At 63.0% G+C, this 13,946-nt stretch carries 12 protein-coding genes; 1 reads left to right on the forward strand and 11 read right to left on the reverse strand.

Annotation, left to right across the window (positions count from 1 at the left end; all coding sequences use genetic code 11):
- Positions 1 to 19 precede the first annotated feature (19 nt).
- Both HT578_RS02900 and HT578_RS02905 read right to left on the reverse strand, forming a co-directional pair.
- A complete protein-coding gene (locus HT578_RS02900) occupies positions 20 to 1,231 on the reverse strand; it encodes a hypothetical protein (RefSeq protein WP_239026460.1) in 1,212 nt (403 codons plus the stop codon).
- A 57-nt stretch (positions 1,232 to 1,288) separates the two neighbouring features.
- On the reverse strand, positions 1,289 to 1,591 hold the full coding sequence (locus tag HT578_RS02905; protein WP_039393264.1) for a hypothetical protein: 303 nt from the start codon (positions 1,589 to 1,591) through the stop codon (positions 1,289 to 1,291).
- Positions 1,592 to 1,660: 69 nt separating this feature from the next.
- On the opposite strand from HT578_RS02905, the gene HT578_RS02910 reads away from it, so the two are divergent.
- Positions 1,661 to 4,423: an ATPase gene (locus HT578_RS02910; protein WP_213502118.1), complete on the forward strand. Its 2,763-nt coding sequence runs from the start codon at positions 1,661 to 1,663 to the stop codon at positions 4,421 to 4,423.
- Positions 4,424 to 4,469: 46 nt separating this feature from the next.
- Here the strand turns inward: HT578_RS02910 and HT578_RS02915 are convergent, their stop codons facing one another.
- Genes HT578_RS02915 through HT578_RS02955 form a run of 9 tightly spaced genes read right to left on the reverse strand, consistent with a single transcriptional unit; the run spans position 4,470 to position 13,932 of the window.
- Entirely contained in the window at positions 4,470 to 4,760 is a 291-nt protein-coding gene (locus HT578_RS02915; protein ID WP_213503984.1) for a DUF1467 family protein, read from the reverse strand.
- A gap of 60 nt (positions 4,761 to 4,820) precedes the next feature.
- Positions 4,821 to 6,449 carry a ribonuclease J gene (locus HT578_RS02920; RefSeq protein WP_213502119.1) on the reverse strand — a complete coding sequence of 543 codons (1,629 nt, stop codon included), beginning with the start codon at positions 6,447 to 6,449 and terminating at the stop codon, positions 4,821 to 4,823.
- On the reverse strand, positions 6,446 to 7,225 hold the full coding sequence (locus tag HT578_RS02925; protein WP_039393260.1) for a type III pantothenate kinase: 780 nt from the start codon (positions 7,223 to 7,225) through the stop codon (positions 6,446 to 6,448). Before HT578_RS02925 ends, HT578_RS02920 begins: the two co-directional genes overlap by 4 nt.
- A gap of 17 nt (positions 7,226 to 7,242) precedes the next feature.
- Positions 7,243 to 7,965, reverse strand: a complete 723-nt coding sequence (locus tag HT578_RS02930) for a biotin--[acetyl-CoA-carboxylase] ligase (protein WP_213502120.1) — start codon at positions 7,963 to 7,965, stop codon at positions 7,243 to 7,245.
- Between the two features lie 12 nt (positions 7,966 to 7,977).
- On the reverse strand, positions 7,978 to 9,441 hold the full coding sequence (gene nuoN / locus HT578_RS02935; RefSeq protein ID WP_213502121.1) for an NADH-quinone oxidoreductase subunit NuoN: 1,464 nt from the start codon (positions 9,439 to 9,441) through the stop codon (positions 7,978 to 7,980).
- On the reverse strand, positions 9,441 to 10,976 hold the full coding sequence (locus HT578_RS02940; protein WP_039395335.1) for an NADH-quinone oxidoreductase subunit M: 1,536 nt from the start codon (positions 10,974 to 10,976) through the stop codon (positions 9,441 to 9,443). Before HT578_RS02940 ends, nuoN begins: the two co-directional genes overlap by 1 nt.
- A gap of 4 nt (positions 10,977 to 10,980) precedes the next feature.
- On the reverse strand, positions 10,981 to 13,008 hold the full coding sequence (gene nuoL, locus HT578_RS02945; protein ID WP_213502122.1) for an NADH-quinone oxidoreductase subunit L: 2,028 nt from the start codon (positions 13,006 to 13,008) through the stop codon (positions 10,981 to 10,983).
- A gap of 4 nt (positions 13,009 to 13,012) precedes the next feature.
- Positions 13,013 to 13,318, reverse strand: coding sequence for an NADH-quinone oxidoreductase subunit NuoK (gene nuoK / locus HT578_RS02950; RefSeq protein WP_039393252.1), 306 nt, complete (start codon positions 13,316 to 13,318; stop codon positions 13,013 to 13,015).
- Complete coding sequence (locus HT578_RS02955; protein WP_213502123.1) at positions 13,315 to 13,932, reverse strand: NADH-quinone oxidoreductase subunit J; 618 nt, start codon at positions 13,930 to 13,932, stop codon at positions 13,315 to 13,317. The genes nuoK and HT578_RS02955 overlap by 4 nt, the downstream gene beginning before the upstream one ends.
- Between the last annotated feature and the right edge of the window lie 14 nt (positions 13,933 to 13,946).

Consider the following 13,946-nt stretch of genomic DNA (forward strand, 5'->3'; position numbering starts at 1 on the left):
GGCCTTGGTTAAATCGAAGTTATACTCCCGCTCGTTTCGCCAGGACAAGTTCGGCCACGAGAATCGACAGGGCGAGCACCTGCGCAACGCCGAGAACTTGCCCGAAGGTCGCGCCCAGAGCGAGAAGCAAGGCCAGCACGGCGCGGTCACTGATGAGAGCCCCGGCCCATCCTTCCAGGATCCGTGGAGCCACCGCGATGACGAGAAAAAGCGACGCTGGCACATAGAGCCAGTGCAGGATGTCCTGACCGGGCAGACGCTCGGCCGCAAGCAGGACGAGACCGGCCAGAACAACATCGACCAGCCATACCATCGCGTCCGCCCGTTCGATCGCCGGGACAGCTTCGCCCAGCGGCCTGCGCTCGGCAGCCCGCACCTTGCGCCCGCCCTCGATGAGGATCCAGGCCAGGCCGGCCACGAAAAAGCCAGCTCCCGGCAAGCCGAACCAGCCCAGCAGACCCGCCAGAGCGAGAAGAACCAGCGCCGCCGCACTGACGACATTGCTCGCACGGCCGACCTGAAGAAGGGTCGCTCCGAACGCGACGGCACCATACTGGGCCAGGAGCCTGCCCGGAGACTGTCCGCGACCGGCCGTGAAATGCCGGTGCAGCCACTCCTCCTCCAAGCCGATCGCGTCGGCTTCGCAGGTGACAAGCCGCCAGTTCGCGCCTCCGCACACAGCGGCCGGCACATCGCGCATGGGCGTACCAGCTTGCAGGGCAAGGCGTGTCAGGATCGAGATCGTGTCACTTTCCTCGGGCACCTCGCGCAGTCTGTCCACCACGCTTCCCGGCAATCGCATCAGGCCCGCGGCGCAGCGATTGAGGTCGATCCGTTCGTATCCAGCGGTCCGGGCACCTTCCACGGGCTGCACCAGGACGCAGCTGCGAATGTCTTCCAGAAGCGGGAGAGCCACGTCCGGATCAACGAACAAGCCGTCGGTAATGACGAACAGTTCGTCGGCTTCTCCCACCTGGGCGGGGACATCATGCGGGCCGGAAACGATCCTGAACTGCACGCCCGCATCCTGGGCTGCGCGCTCCAGATCCTGAACATCCGACGAGCCGCCGGCGGCCAGGCACACGATGCGATGGCACTTCAAGGCAAGGACAAGACCCAACTGGTGCCTGGCAAGACTTGCTCCAGCCACCCGCAGACCGGCGCGCGGCGGGGTCTGGCCGGCACCGGTTGGGTCCGTCATCGATAACAAGGCTATGCGCAGAACACTCACTCCACCGAGGGCGTCCTTCTAGGCCCCGTGCCGCCGGGTGCCAAGCGCCAGGTGGCCTCACGAATCGGGAAAACGCTCCAAATAGTCACGTAGACGCCGCAGGACTGCCGGCTCGCCCGGAGCCGCGTCCAGCGCCTCGAGCGCAAGAACGTGCAGATCGCCGGAATGGAAACTTGCCGCGAGACCCTGCAAACGCGTGGCCGCGAGCGTCCAGTTCCCGTCGCACCGGGACCGCGCCAAGAGATCCACCTGACGTGAAACACTTTCGCGATAGGACTGGCGCAGCTGTGCCAGCAGCTCGGGATCGCCTCCCGCCGCGGCTGCGAACGTTGCTTCCAAGGCTCCGGTCTCATACGCCATATCCCCAGATTACCGAACCAAGTCTTAATCCGGGGTTTCCTGAGACCCCCGGCGTGGTATCGTAGAGCGATGTCTGGAGATAGCAGGATCATATCGTTCGGCGGTGCCTCCACCGAGGATAGCGCCACGCAGGCCAAGGCCGACGACCCCACCCGGCTGCGCGATGCGCTTGCGCCCTCCAGCGAAGCGGAGGACGCCGCCCCCGCTTCGGATTGGGACGATGCCTGGATCGGCGACGACACGGCGACGCTCGAAAGCAGCGACGCGCGAAGCTCCAGAAGCTGGATCGCCCCGGCCCTGTCGGGTCTCGGCCTCCTGGCGTGGAGCGGCCTCTTCCTCGCCGCCCACTGGACCTATTTCCAGGCGGACTTCACCCTCGCGGCAGTTCCCGCCCTCATCAGCCAGTGGTGTGTTCCCCCGCTGTTGATCGGCATCGTCTGGCTGCTCGCCCTTCGCCATTCCACGCGTGAGGGCAAGCGCTTCGGGGACATTGCGAGCACTCTCTCGCTCGAAAGCGAGCGCCTCGAACGCCGCCTTCTCAGCGTCAATCGGGAACTCAGTCTTGCCCGCGAATTCGTCGCGGCACAGTCGCGTGATCTCGAAGCACTGGGCCGCTTGGCATCAGAGCGGCTCTCGGGCAACGCCCGCAAGCTGCAGGAACTCATCGAAGAGAACGGCGAACGCCTCGAAACCATCGGCACGGTCAGCACCACGGCCTTGGACAACATGGAGAAGCTGCGCGGCCAGCTTCCCGTGATCGCCAGCTCGGCCAAGGATGTGACCAGCAACATCGGTAACGCGGGGCGGACAGCCCGCTCCCAGATCGAGGACATGATCGCCGGCTTCCATCGCCTGAACGAATTCGGGCAGGCGAACGAACGCCAGATTGCCTCCGTGCGCACCGCGGTCGATGCGGCGCTCGCCCAGTTCGCCGGCCAGTGCGAGGATCTGGAAGTCCTTGCCCGCCAGCGCTTCGAAGCCCTGGCCGAAAAGGGCCAGGAATTCCGGAGCGAGCTTGAGCGCCACGAAACCGACGCGCTCGCAGCAATCCGCACCCGCTCGGCCGCCCTCCAAAGCGAGCTCCACCAGACCCGCGAACAACTGGACGAGAGCGAGGCAGCCACCCTCACCTCGCTGCGCGCACGTCTTTCCGCGCTGCGCGAGGAATGCGGCGTGGTCGGTCGCAGCCTCACGGATGCCCAAGGCCAGGCCACCCGCAGCGTTCAGGACAGCTTCGAGACACTCAAGGCCGAGCATGAGACCGCGCACGACCTGCTCGTCGCGGCGCATGAAACCACGCTCGATCAGCTCTCCCAGCGCATCGAGGCCCTCGGAACAGATGCGGCTCGCACCGAAGACCGGATTTCCTCCGCCCAGCAGACCGTGCTCGCCACCTTCTCCGATCGTCTCTCCGAAGTCTGCGCGCAGGCCGACGCCGCCTTTGCACGTCTGAAGGACCGCGACGGCCAGTTCGCCAGCGAAGCGAGCGAACGCCACCAGCGCCAGCTCGAACAGGAGCGCCATGCACTGGCCCATATCGAGCACATGCTGGTCGAACTCGACAACGCCGTGGCCGAACGGCTCGAAGGGCATCGTCACCAGGCCGAGGCGCTGAGCGAGCGCGCGCGCAGCGTGACCTCGCAGCTCGAACAGTTCGACGCGCGGCTGCGCTCCATCGCAACGCAAAGCGCCGATGCCGAAGGGCGTCTTTCGGCGTCGCTGCACGGCCTGGCTGAGAACCTGGCCGCGAGCCGCGCCTCGCTATCGGCGGCCGATGGCGATGTTGCCAAGCTCACGGACGACAGCCTGCGCCTGCTCGACCTGCTGCGCGCCAGCTCCGGTCAGGCGCAGCACGAACTGCCCCAGGCACTTAGCCATTCCGAGGAGCAACTCGGCCGGATCAACAGCGCGATAGATGAAGTCCGTGGCAAGCTTGCGGACTCGTCGACGAGCGGTCAGGCACTCTCCGAGACGATCCTGCAATCCGGAACGTCACTGGACCGGCTGCACCAACACCTTGTCGAAGCGCAGGCCGCCATCTCCGAGGGCACCAACGATCACGCCCAGCGCCTTGAGCAACTGCAGCGCAGCCTGACGGAGATCGAAGGCACGTTGCTTCAGAACGCCGATCATGCGCGCGGCGAACTGACGCAAGCCATTGCCGATCTGCGCCAGAACCTCGACGAAGCGATCTCCGATATTGAAGCGAGTGCGCCCGCTCGCATCGATAGCGTGACCCAGATGCTGGGGGACGAAAGCGGCAAGGCCATCGACAAGGCCATGCGGACCACGGCGGCCGAAATCTCGGGACAGCTCGAGCAGGCCGTTGCCCATGCAACGGGTGTCAGCCGCGAGGCCACGGTCCAGCTGCGCGAGCAGATGGAAAAGGTCACGGAACTGGTCGGCAATCTGGAAGCGCGGCTCGACGAAGCCCGTGAACGGGCAAGCGAACAGGTCAACAATGATTTTGCCCGCCGGGCCGCGCTCATTACGGAGTCTCTCAACTCCAACGCCATCGACATCGCCGCCGCCATGTCGAGCGAGGTCTCCGACACGGCCTGGGCCTCCTATCTGCGCGGTGATCGCGGGATCTTCACCCGACGCGCCGTCACCCTTATCGATTCGAGCGAAGCCAAGGCTATCCAGCAGACTTTCGAAAGCGATGACGCCTTCCGCGAACACGTGAGCCGCTACATCCACGACTTCGAATCGCTCCTTCGCCAGGTCCTCTCGACCCGCGATGGCAATGCGATGGGGGTGACCTTGCTCTCCTCGGACATGGGCAAGCTCTACGTGGCCCTCGCCCAGGCCATCGAACGCCTACGCAATTGAGACAAGCAAAGCCGCGGCCGTAATCGGGCCGCGGCTTGCAGAGACCTCAGTAGCCCAGGTCTTCGCTCGGCATCTCGCCGTAGAAGTTGAGATCCTCGCGCGTGACCCACCCATAGGACCAGTTCAGAGTGAACAGGGCGCTGAGGACCGCAGCAAGGATCGTGGCCCGCAAGGCCACCTTGCCGGGACGAAAATTCACCGGCGCGGAATCGGCATGGCCTGTCTGGACCTCATGGCCTTCGACCTCATCGGGCGTGCGCAAGCCGATCGGCAGGACAATGAAGGCACTCAAAACCCAGAATAGCCCAAAAATCGCGATCAGGGACGTCCATTGCATCGGCGTCATCATCTCCTCTCCCGGCCGCCCGCCCTATGACGGCGGGTCGGCCGGAGGTGTTCAGTCGTTCCCCAGGATCAGCACCTGGACCTGGGGCTTCTTGCCCGACCAGCGCGTCGCAGCGCGGCGGGTCGCAAGGCGCACCGCCTCATGGCGGTCCTCTGGTGTGGCCTTGCGCGTGCGCTGCAGGGCCTTGGCGACGTCTTCCTCCGCCTCGGCCACGAAATCGGCGTAGTCTTCATCGAGCGGCAAGCCAACGGCACTGACCTTGACCTTACCATCCGGCGTCGCAGCCACCGAGACCACCCCCTGGTAGGAAATGCGCCGCCGCATCACCATCGCTTCGCCATCCGCCGGCGCAATAATGTCGCCATCAAGGATCAGGCGTCCGGAATGCACCTCACCGAACTTGCCCGGATGCCCGGGAGCCAGTCGGACGAGGTCTCCGTTCTTCTGAAACACCGCCTTGGGAATTCCGCACGAACGGCCAAAGGCCGCCTGCTCCTTCATGTGGCGCACTTCGCCGTGCACCGGCATGAGGACCTCGGGACGGATCCAACTGTACAAGGCTTCAAGTTCCGGACGGCCCGGATGTCCCGACACGTGGATCATGCTCTGGCGATCGGTGACGACCTTGACGCCGGCCTCCGCCAGACGGTTCTGGATGCGTCCGATGGGGATCTCGTTGCCCGGAATCTGGCGGCTTGAGAAGAGGACCACGTCGCCCTTGTCCAGCTTGATCGCATGGTTGCCATCGGCAATGCGAGCCAGAGCAGCGCGCGCCTCGCCCTGCCCGCCGGTCGCCACGATCAGCACATCGTCACGCGGTAGATCCATGGCTTCATCCGCATCGATGACCTCAGGAAAATCAGGCAGATAGCCACAGGACTTGGCAACCCCGATGATCCGGTCGAGCGAGCGCCCCGCGACGCAGAGCTGGCGCCCCGTCTTGACGGCAATCGCGCCCAAGGTCTGGAGGCGCGCCACATTGGAAGCGAACGTCGTCACCAGGACCCGTCGCCCTTCATGGCGCGAGATTTCCTGGAGAAGGCCCTCGTAGACCGCGCCTTCGGAACCGGAAGCCTTGGGATTGAACACGTTGGTGGAATCGCAAACGAGGGCAAGCACGCCCTCGTCACCAATCGCGCGCAGTTCTTCCTCGGTCGCAGGCACTCCGACCTGAGGAGCTTCGTCCAGCTTCCAGTCACCCGTGTGGAAGATGCGGCCATAGGGCGTGTCGATGACGAGCGCGTTGCCTTCGGCAATCGAGTGGGCAAGCGGCACATAGCGGATGCCGAACGGCCCCAGGTCGAAGGGTTCCTCGTCCTGGACCACGATCAGTTCGACTTGGCCTGCGATCCCGGCCTCTTCCAGCTTCGCTGCGACCAGTTTGGCCGTGAACGGCGTGGCGTAGATGGGAACACCAAGATCCTGTGCGAAATAGGGAACTGCGCCAATGTGATCTTCGTGCGCGTGGGTAAGCACGATGCCCAGCAGGTTCTCCCGCTCGGACTCGATGAACTCCAGATCCGCAAAGACCAGATCGACACCGGGATATTCGTTCATGCCAAAGGTCATGCCCAGATCGACCATCAGCCACTTGCCCTGGCACCCGTAAAGATTGACGTTCATGCCAATCTCCCCCGAGCCGCCAAGAGCACAAAAGATCAGTTCCTTACCCGGTATCACTTGGTCGATGCTCTCTCTGCAAGAATGGCCAGCCCCTCGAGCGTCAGATTCGCTTCGACGGCGTCAAAAATGTCGGTTGCCTTGTCGAACAGCACCGCGAGACCTCCGGTCGCGATCACCTTCGCCGGACGGCCGATCTGGCGCTGCATACGCGCGATCAGGCCTTCCATCATCGCAACATAACCCCAGAACACACCAATCAGCATCTGATCTTCCGTATTGCGCCCGATGACCGACGTCGAACTCGGAACAGCAATGCCGATGCGCGGCAGCTTGGCGGTATTGCCCACAAGCGCGTCAAGGGACAGGTTGATGCCAGGCGCGATGATACCGCCCTTGTAGGCGCCATTGAAATCGACCGCATCGAAGGTTGTCGCCGTCCCGAAGTCAACGACGATGAGGTCTCCTTCGTATTTGGCATGCGCGCCAATCGCGTTGACCGCGCGGTCGGCACCCAGAGTGCGGGGCTCATCCACGTCGATCTCGATGTCGTAGGTGGCCTTGCCAACGCCCGCCACGAGTGGTTCGACATCGAAATAGTGGCGGCACAGCACTTCGAGATTGTGCAACGCGCGCGGCACCACGGTCGAGATGATGATGCTGTCGATGGCGCCGCGGTCCACCTTGTGGATGTCGAGCAACTGCATCAGCCACACGGCGTATTCATCGCCCGTCCGGCGCGCATCCGAAGCAATCCGCCAGCGCGCACGCACCTCGGGACCCTCGAACAGCGCAAACACGACATTCGTGTTCCCGGCATCAATCGCAAGCAGCATGAAAGGCAACCTCTAACTCAACCCGGACTATCGGGTAGAAACACATCGCCGGCATGGATCTCGCGAACAGTCTCATCCGCGCAACGCAGCCGCAGGCTCCCTTCCGGCGACAGCCCGGCAAAACGCCCCGAAACTGGCTCTTCACCGGGAGGATGAACGCGAAGGACCGTCCCCTCTGGATGGGCCACAGTCTGCCAGCGCCGCAGCACCGGAGCAAGCCCTGCCCCGCGCCAGCGTTCCAGCTCCAGGGTGAAAACCTCGTGAAGGCGCTCGGCAAAAGTGTCCCGATCAACCGTCACACCGTAGGCACACAAGCTCGTTGCGGGCCGGTCGGGCAAATCCGGGGCCGAACACAGGTTGACCCCCACACCGACAACGACACGTCCCTGGATCATCTCCAGGAGAACGCCCGCCAGCTTCGCGCCATTGAGCAGAAGGTCATTAGGCCACTTGATGACAAGGTCATCACGGGAAGGCAGAAAGCCGCCCACGGCCTCGTGAACGGCTAACGCAACGACAAACGCCAGTGTTGACGGAGCGGGCTGGCTGGGGCCCCAATGGACCACCGTCGAACCCATGAAATTGCCTGAGCCATCGAACCAGTCACGGCCCAGGCGCCCCCTTCCCTGCGACTGGCGGTCTGCGACCAGCCAGTCGCCTTCGGGAAGGTAATCGCCCCGCTTCAACCGGTCGACCAAGTCGAAGTTGGTCGAACCGGTTTCCTCAATATACCGGATCAAGACAGATCCAGATCAGAGAGCAGCGAAAAGAGCGGTCGTTGCCGTGTTGGCGGTCTCACCCAGCCACGAGGTCAGCAGGTAACCCAACGGCGAGATGAACGCACAGGCCACCACGAGGATGAGCTTGTGCCAGATGTCACTCTCACCCTTCACAACGTCGGCGGGCTCGTCGAAGTACATGACCTTGACGACCTTGAGGTAATAGAAGGCACCGATCACCGAAGCTGCGATACCGATAAAGGCTAGCGCGAGCATGTCAGCCTGGACCGCCGCCTGGAAGACCACGAACTTGCCCCAGAAGCCGAACAGCGGCGGGATACCGGCAAGGCTGAACATCACGGTTGCCAGCGCCAGGGCGAGGCCCGGACGCGTGCGCGAAAGACCGGCCAGCTTGGGGATGTCCTCGACGTAGTTGCCGTTCTCGTCCTTGAGCATGAGGATCGCGGTAAAACCGGCAATCGACATCGCAACGTAGATGGTCACGTAGATCAGCATGCCCGAGGCACCTGCTTGGGTCGCCGTGGCAAGACCCACGAGGATGAAGCCCACGTTGTTGATCGACGAGTACGCCATCAGGCGCTTGATGTTGCTCTGGCCGATGGCGCCAAGGGCACCCACGACGATCGAGGCCAGCGCGACAAACAGGATGATCTGCTGCCAGGCCGCCGCCTGCTCGCCAAAGGCATCCAGAAGAACGCGCATGATGAGGCCAAGACCCGCCACCTTGGGCGCCGTGGCGAAGAAGGTCGTCACCGGCGTGGGCGCACCTTCATAGACATCCGGCGTCCACATGTGGAACGGCACTGCACTGATCTTGAAGGCGAGACCGGCCAGCATGAAGACGATGCCGAACAGCGCGCCGTTCGAGAGACCTTCCGAAACGCTGGAATTAATCCCGGCGAACGAGGTGGTCCCCGCGAAACCGTAAGTCAGGCTCATGCCGAAGAGCAGGATGCCCGAAGCCAGAGCGCCCAGCACGAAGTACTTCAGGCCCGCTTCAGCCGAACGTCCGTCGCTGCGCAGGATGGCAGCCAGGACATAGGAGGAGAGCGACATCATCTCGAGGCCGATGTAGAGCGTCAGCAGATCGGCGGCCGAGACCATCATGCCCATGCCCACACTCGCGAAAAGCACGAGCAGCGGGAATTCGGCACGCATCGAATCGTAGCGTTCGAAGTAGCTCGGCGCGAGAACCAGCGTCACCGCGGCCGAACCATAGATCAGGATCTTGGCGTAGCTGGCAAAGGCGTCCGCGCGGAACTGGCCGAAGAAGGCCGAGGTTTCCGGCCCCATCGCCCCGCCGCAAAGGGCAGGAGCGACAAGAGCCATGGCCGCGACGAGCGTGGCGACCGACACGATCGAGATGAGGCGGCTCGCCTTGTCCCCACCCCAGGCGGCGACAAGGAGCAGAACCAGGCCTGCGACGGTGATTGTTTCTTCAGGCGCGATCAGGCGCAGCGACTGCGACCAGTCCATCAGTGTGCCCCCCCATGCGCAGAGACTTCTTCGTGCGCAGGCTTAGGATTGCCTGCCGTCGGCTTGGCATCACCCTCCGGCGCCGCACGGGCGATCCGGGCTTCCAGCGCAGCAATATCGGCGCGCATCGGAGCCATGAAGCTCTCAGGGTAGATGCCCATCCACAGGACCGGGATACCAAGCGCGACAACCATCAGGATCTCACGCGCGTCCAGGTCCGGCATGGCGGCGGCATCGGCGTTCTTCTGGGGGCCAAAGACCACCCGGCGGTAAAGGTAGAGCATGTAGGCCGCACCCAGGATGATGCTGGTGGTGGAGATAAGGCCAACCCAGCTCGAGACCTGGTAGGCGCCTGCAAGGCTCAGGAATTCGCCAACGAACCCGCTGGTCCCCGGCAGACCGATGGAAGCCATCGTGAACAGCAGGAAGAACAGCGCGTAACGCGGCATGTTGATGGCAAGACCGCCGTAGCGGGCGATCTCACGGGTGTGGAGACGATCGTAGATGATGCCCACGCACAGGAACAGCGCACCCGACACGAGGCCGTGGCTCAGCATGACCAGCATCGAACCTTCAAGACCCTGCGCGTTGAACGCGAAGAGACCGACGGTGACGATCGCCATATGCGCAACCGACGAGTAGGCGATCAGCTTCTTCATGTCGTCCTGCACCAGCGCGATGAGCGAGGTGACGACAACCGCGGTCATCGAGAGGCCCCAGATCAGCGGCGCAAACTGCGCCGACGCTTCAGGGAACATCGGAAGCGAGAAGCGGATGAAACCGTAACCACCCATCTTCAGAAGGACACCGGCCAGGATGACCGAGCCTGCCGTCGGCGCCTGAACGTGCGCTGCGGGAAGCCAGGTGTGCACCGGCCACATCGGCATCTTCACGGCAAAGCTCGCGAAGAAGGCCAGCCACAGCCAGGTCTGCGCCTGCGGATCGAAATCGTAGGCCATCAGGGTCGGGATGTCGGTCGTGCCCGACACGTTCACCATCCACAGCATCGCGATCAGCATCAGCACCGAGCCGAGAAGCGTGTAGAGGAAGAACTTGTAGGACGCGTAGATACGGTCCGCACCGCCCCAGATGCCGATGATCAGGTACATCGGGATCAGGCCAGCTTCGAAGAAGATGTAGAACAGGAAGAGATCCTGAGCGGCAAACACGCCGATCATGAGCATCTCGACCAGCAGGAAGGCGGCCATGTACTCGCCCACACGCTTTTCGACCGACTTCCAGCTCGCGCCGATGCAGACCGGCATGAGGAAGACGGAAAGCATGATCAGGAGCAGAGCAATGCCATCGATACCCAAGGCATACTTGAAGCCCGCGAAGAGCTCGTGGCTCTCCTGGAACTGCCACTGGGCACCGCCCACATCGAAGTTAAGCCAAAGGACAACACCAAGAGCCAGATTGGCCAGGGTTGCCGCCAGCGCGAGGACACGCGCTGACTTGGCATCAAGGTAAAGACACACCAGTGCCGCCGCGAGCGGCACCAGGAGCATCAGACTGAGGATCGGAAAACCACTCATCATCTTATCCCGCGATCACCCAGCTGATGGCGCCAACAAGGCCCAGCAGCATGACAAGAGCGTAGCTGTACAGGTAGCCCGACTGGACCTTCTGCGCGTAGGTCGAACCCTTGGACACGACCCAGGCCGCGCCGTCCGGACCGAACCGGTCGATAATCCCGATATCGAGCACCTTCCAGAACAGCTTGCCGAAAGCGAAGGCGCCCTTGATGAACACGAGATTGTAAAGTTCGTCGAACATCCACTTGCGGTAGACGAAGGTGTAGACCGGACCGATCTGCTCCACGACCTTGGCGGGGAACGACGTGTTCTTGATGTAACCGTACCAGGCAATGACCAGGCCGATCAGCATCACGATAAAGGGCATGTACTTATAGATACCCGAGACACCGTGCATCGCGTGGATCAGGTGTTCGTGGAAGACGAGACCGCCCTTCCAGAACTCACCCGTGCCCTCACTGACGAACCAGTGCTGGAACGCGAAGCCGGCAACCACAGCACCAACCGAGAGGATGATCAGCGGCAGAAGCATGACCAGCGGGCTCTCGTGCGGGTGGTAACCACCGGTGCCTTCGAGTGCGTGGCCGTGATCGCCGTGGCCATGGTCGTCATGACCGTGGCCGTGCGCATCATGAACGGCGTGCTGGATGTGCTCCGAACCGGCCCAACGGGGCTTGCCGAAGAAGGTGAGGAACACCAGGCGCCACGAGTAGAAGCTCGTCATGAGCGCCGCGGCGATACCCATCCAGTAGGCGAAGAGGCCCATCGAGGTGCCGCTTGCGAAAGCGGCTTCGATGATCGAGTCCTTCGAGTAGTACCCGGCAAAGCCGACACCGAAAAGACCCACGCCCGTGATGGCCAGCGTGCCCATCGTCATGGCCCAGAAGGTTACCGGGATCTTCTTGCGAAGGTCCCCGTAGAACCGCATGTCCTGCTCGTGGTGCATCGCGTGGATGACCGAACCGGCGCAGAGGAACAGCAGGGCCTTGAAAAAGGCGTGCGTGAAGAGGTGGAACATCGCCGAGCCGAACGCGCCGACACCGATGGCGAAGAACATGTAGCCGAGCTGCGAACAGGTCGAGTACGCGATCACGCGCTTGATGTCCCACTGCGTGCAGCCAACGGTAGCCGCGAAGAAGCAGGTGGCCGCACCGATGAAGGTGATCACCGTCATCGTCGTCGCGCTGGCTTCGAACATGGGCGAGAGACGGCAGCACATGAAGACACCGGCGGTGACCATGGTCGCCGCGTGGATGAGGGCCGAGACCGGGGTCGGGCCTTCCATCGCGTCCGGGAGCCAGGTGTGGAGGCCCAGCTGTGCCGACTTGCCCATCGCGCCCACGAACAGCAGCAGCGTGATCACCGTCATCGTGTCGGCACGCATGCCGAGGAAGCCGATGGTCGAGCCCGCCATGCCCGGAACCGCATCAAGGATCTCGGGGATCGAGACGGTGCCGAAGACGATGTAGGTCGCAAAGATGCCGAGCATGAAGCCAAGGTCACCAACACGGTTGACAACGAAGGCCTTGATAGCGGCGGCCCCTGCCGAAGGCTTGCGCAGGTAGAAGCCGATGAGAAGGTACGAGGCGAGGCCCACGCCTTCCCAACCGAAGAACATCTGCACCAGGTTGTCGGCCGTCACCAGCATGAGCATCATGAAGGTGAAGAGCGAGAGGTAGGCGAAGAAGCGCGGCTTGTCCGGCTCGTCGTCCATGTACCCCCACGAGTAGAGGTGCACGAGCGAGGAGACCGACGTCACGACGACCAACATGACCGCGGTCAGCGTATCGACGCGCAGCGCCCAGTCGAAGACGAAGCTACCCGAGGCAACCCAGTGCAGGACCGGAACCACCGTCGGCTCGGCCGAGCCGGTAAGGTAGGGGATGAAGACCGACCAGGACAGGGCAGCGGAGATGAACAGGCCCACGGTCGTGATGACCTTGGCCGGCATTCCACCGAGATCCTTGTTCCCAAGGCCAGTGATGATCGCTGCCAGAAGCGGCAGGAATACGATGATCAGGATCGGGTGCAAGGCCTTATCCCTTCATCCGGTTGACGTCGTCGACGGCGATGGTGCCGCGGCCACGGAAGTAGATAACGAGGATCGCCAGACCCACCGCGGCTTCACCTGCGGCAACGGTCAGAACGAACATGGCGAAAATCTGGCCGGTCAGGTCACCCAGGAAGGCGCTGAACGCAACGAGATTGATGTTCACCGCAAGCAGGATGAGTTCGATCGCCATGAGGACGATGATCACGTTCTTGCGGTTGAGGAAAATGCCGAGGACACCAAGCACGAACAGGATCGAGCTCACCACGACATAGTGTTCGACGCCGATCACAGCGTAACCCCCTTGCCCACTTCGGGCTTCACGTTGACGGTCGCCTCGTCGGGACGACGCGCGTTCTGCTTGGAGATGTTCTGAACGAGAGCCTCGCCGCGCTGACGATGGGTCAGGACGATGGCGCCGATCATGGCGACAAGCAGGATGATACCGGCTGCCTCGAAGAGGAACAGGTAGCGGCTGTAGAGGAGCGCACCGATCGCGGTGGTGTTCGAGACACCCTCGGCGACGGCTGCGGTACCGTCCGGCGTGCCGAGCTCGAGCGAACCGGCGCGGTAGGCACCAATCCCGAGGACGATTTCAGCCAGAAGTACGAGCGCCACGAGCGCACCCAGCGGGAAGTAGCGAACGAAGCCTGCACGCAGTTCGGCGAAGTCGATGTCGAGCATCATGACGACGAACAGGAACAGGACGGCGACCGCGCCCACGTAAACGATGACAAGCAGCATCGCGATGAATTCGGCACCGACCAGGACCATCAGGCCGGCCGCATTGAAGAACGCCAGGATCAGCCAGAGGACCGAATGCACCGGGTTGCGCGAAAGGATGGTGATCGCGCCCGAGGCAACGGTCATCACCGCGAAGAGATAGAAGGCAATAACGTGAATCATGACCCCGCGAGCCC

The sequence above is a fragment of the Novosphingobium decolorationis genome (assembly GCF_018417475.1).
Classification (GTDB): domain Bacteria; phylum Pseudomonadota; class Alphaproteobacteria; order Sphingomonadales; family Sphingomonadaceae; genus Novosphingobium; species Novosphingobium decolorationis.

Coding starts and splice junctions, on each gene's coding strand:
- HT578_RS02910 (WP_213502118.1), top strand. CDS start 1,661: ATGTCTGGAGATAGCAGGATCATATCGTTCGGCGGTGCCTCCACCGAG.
- nuoN (WP_213502121.1), bottom strand. CDS start 9,441: ATGGACTGGTCGCAGTCGCTGCGCCTGATCGCGCCTGAAGAAACAATC.
- HT578_RS02955 (WP_213502123.1), bottom strand. CDS start 13,932: ATGATTCACGTTATTGCCTTCTATCTCTTCGCGGTGATGACCGTTGCC.
- HT578_RS02925 (WP_039393260.1), bottom strand. CDS start 7,225: ATGCTGCTTGCGATTGATGCCGGGAACACGAATGTCGTGTTTGCGCTG.
- HT578_RS02915 (WP_213503984.1), bottom strand. CDS start 4,760: ATGCAATGGACGTCCCTGATCGCGATTTTTGGGCTATTCTGGGTTTTG.
- HT578_RS02940 (WP_039395335.1), bottom strand. CDS start 10,976: ATGAGTGGTTTTCCGATCCTCAGTCTGATGCTCCTGGTGCCGCTCGCG.
- HT578_RS02905 (WP_039393264.1), bottom strand. CDS start 1,591: ATGGCGTATGAGACCGGAGCCTTGGAAGCAACGTTCGCAGCCGCGGCG.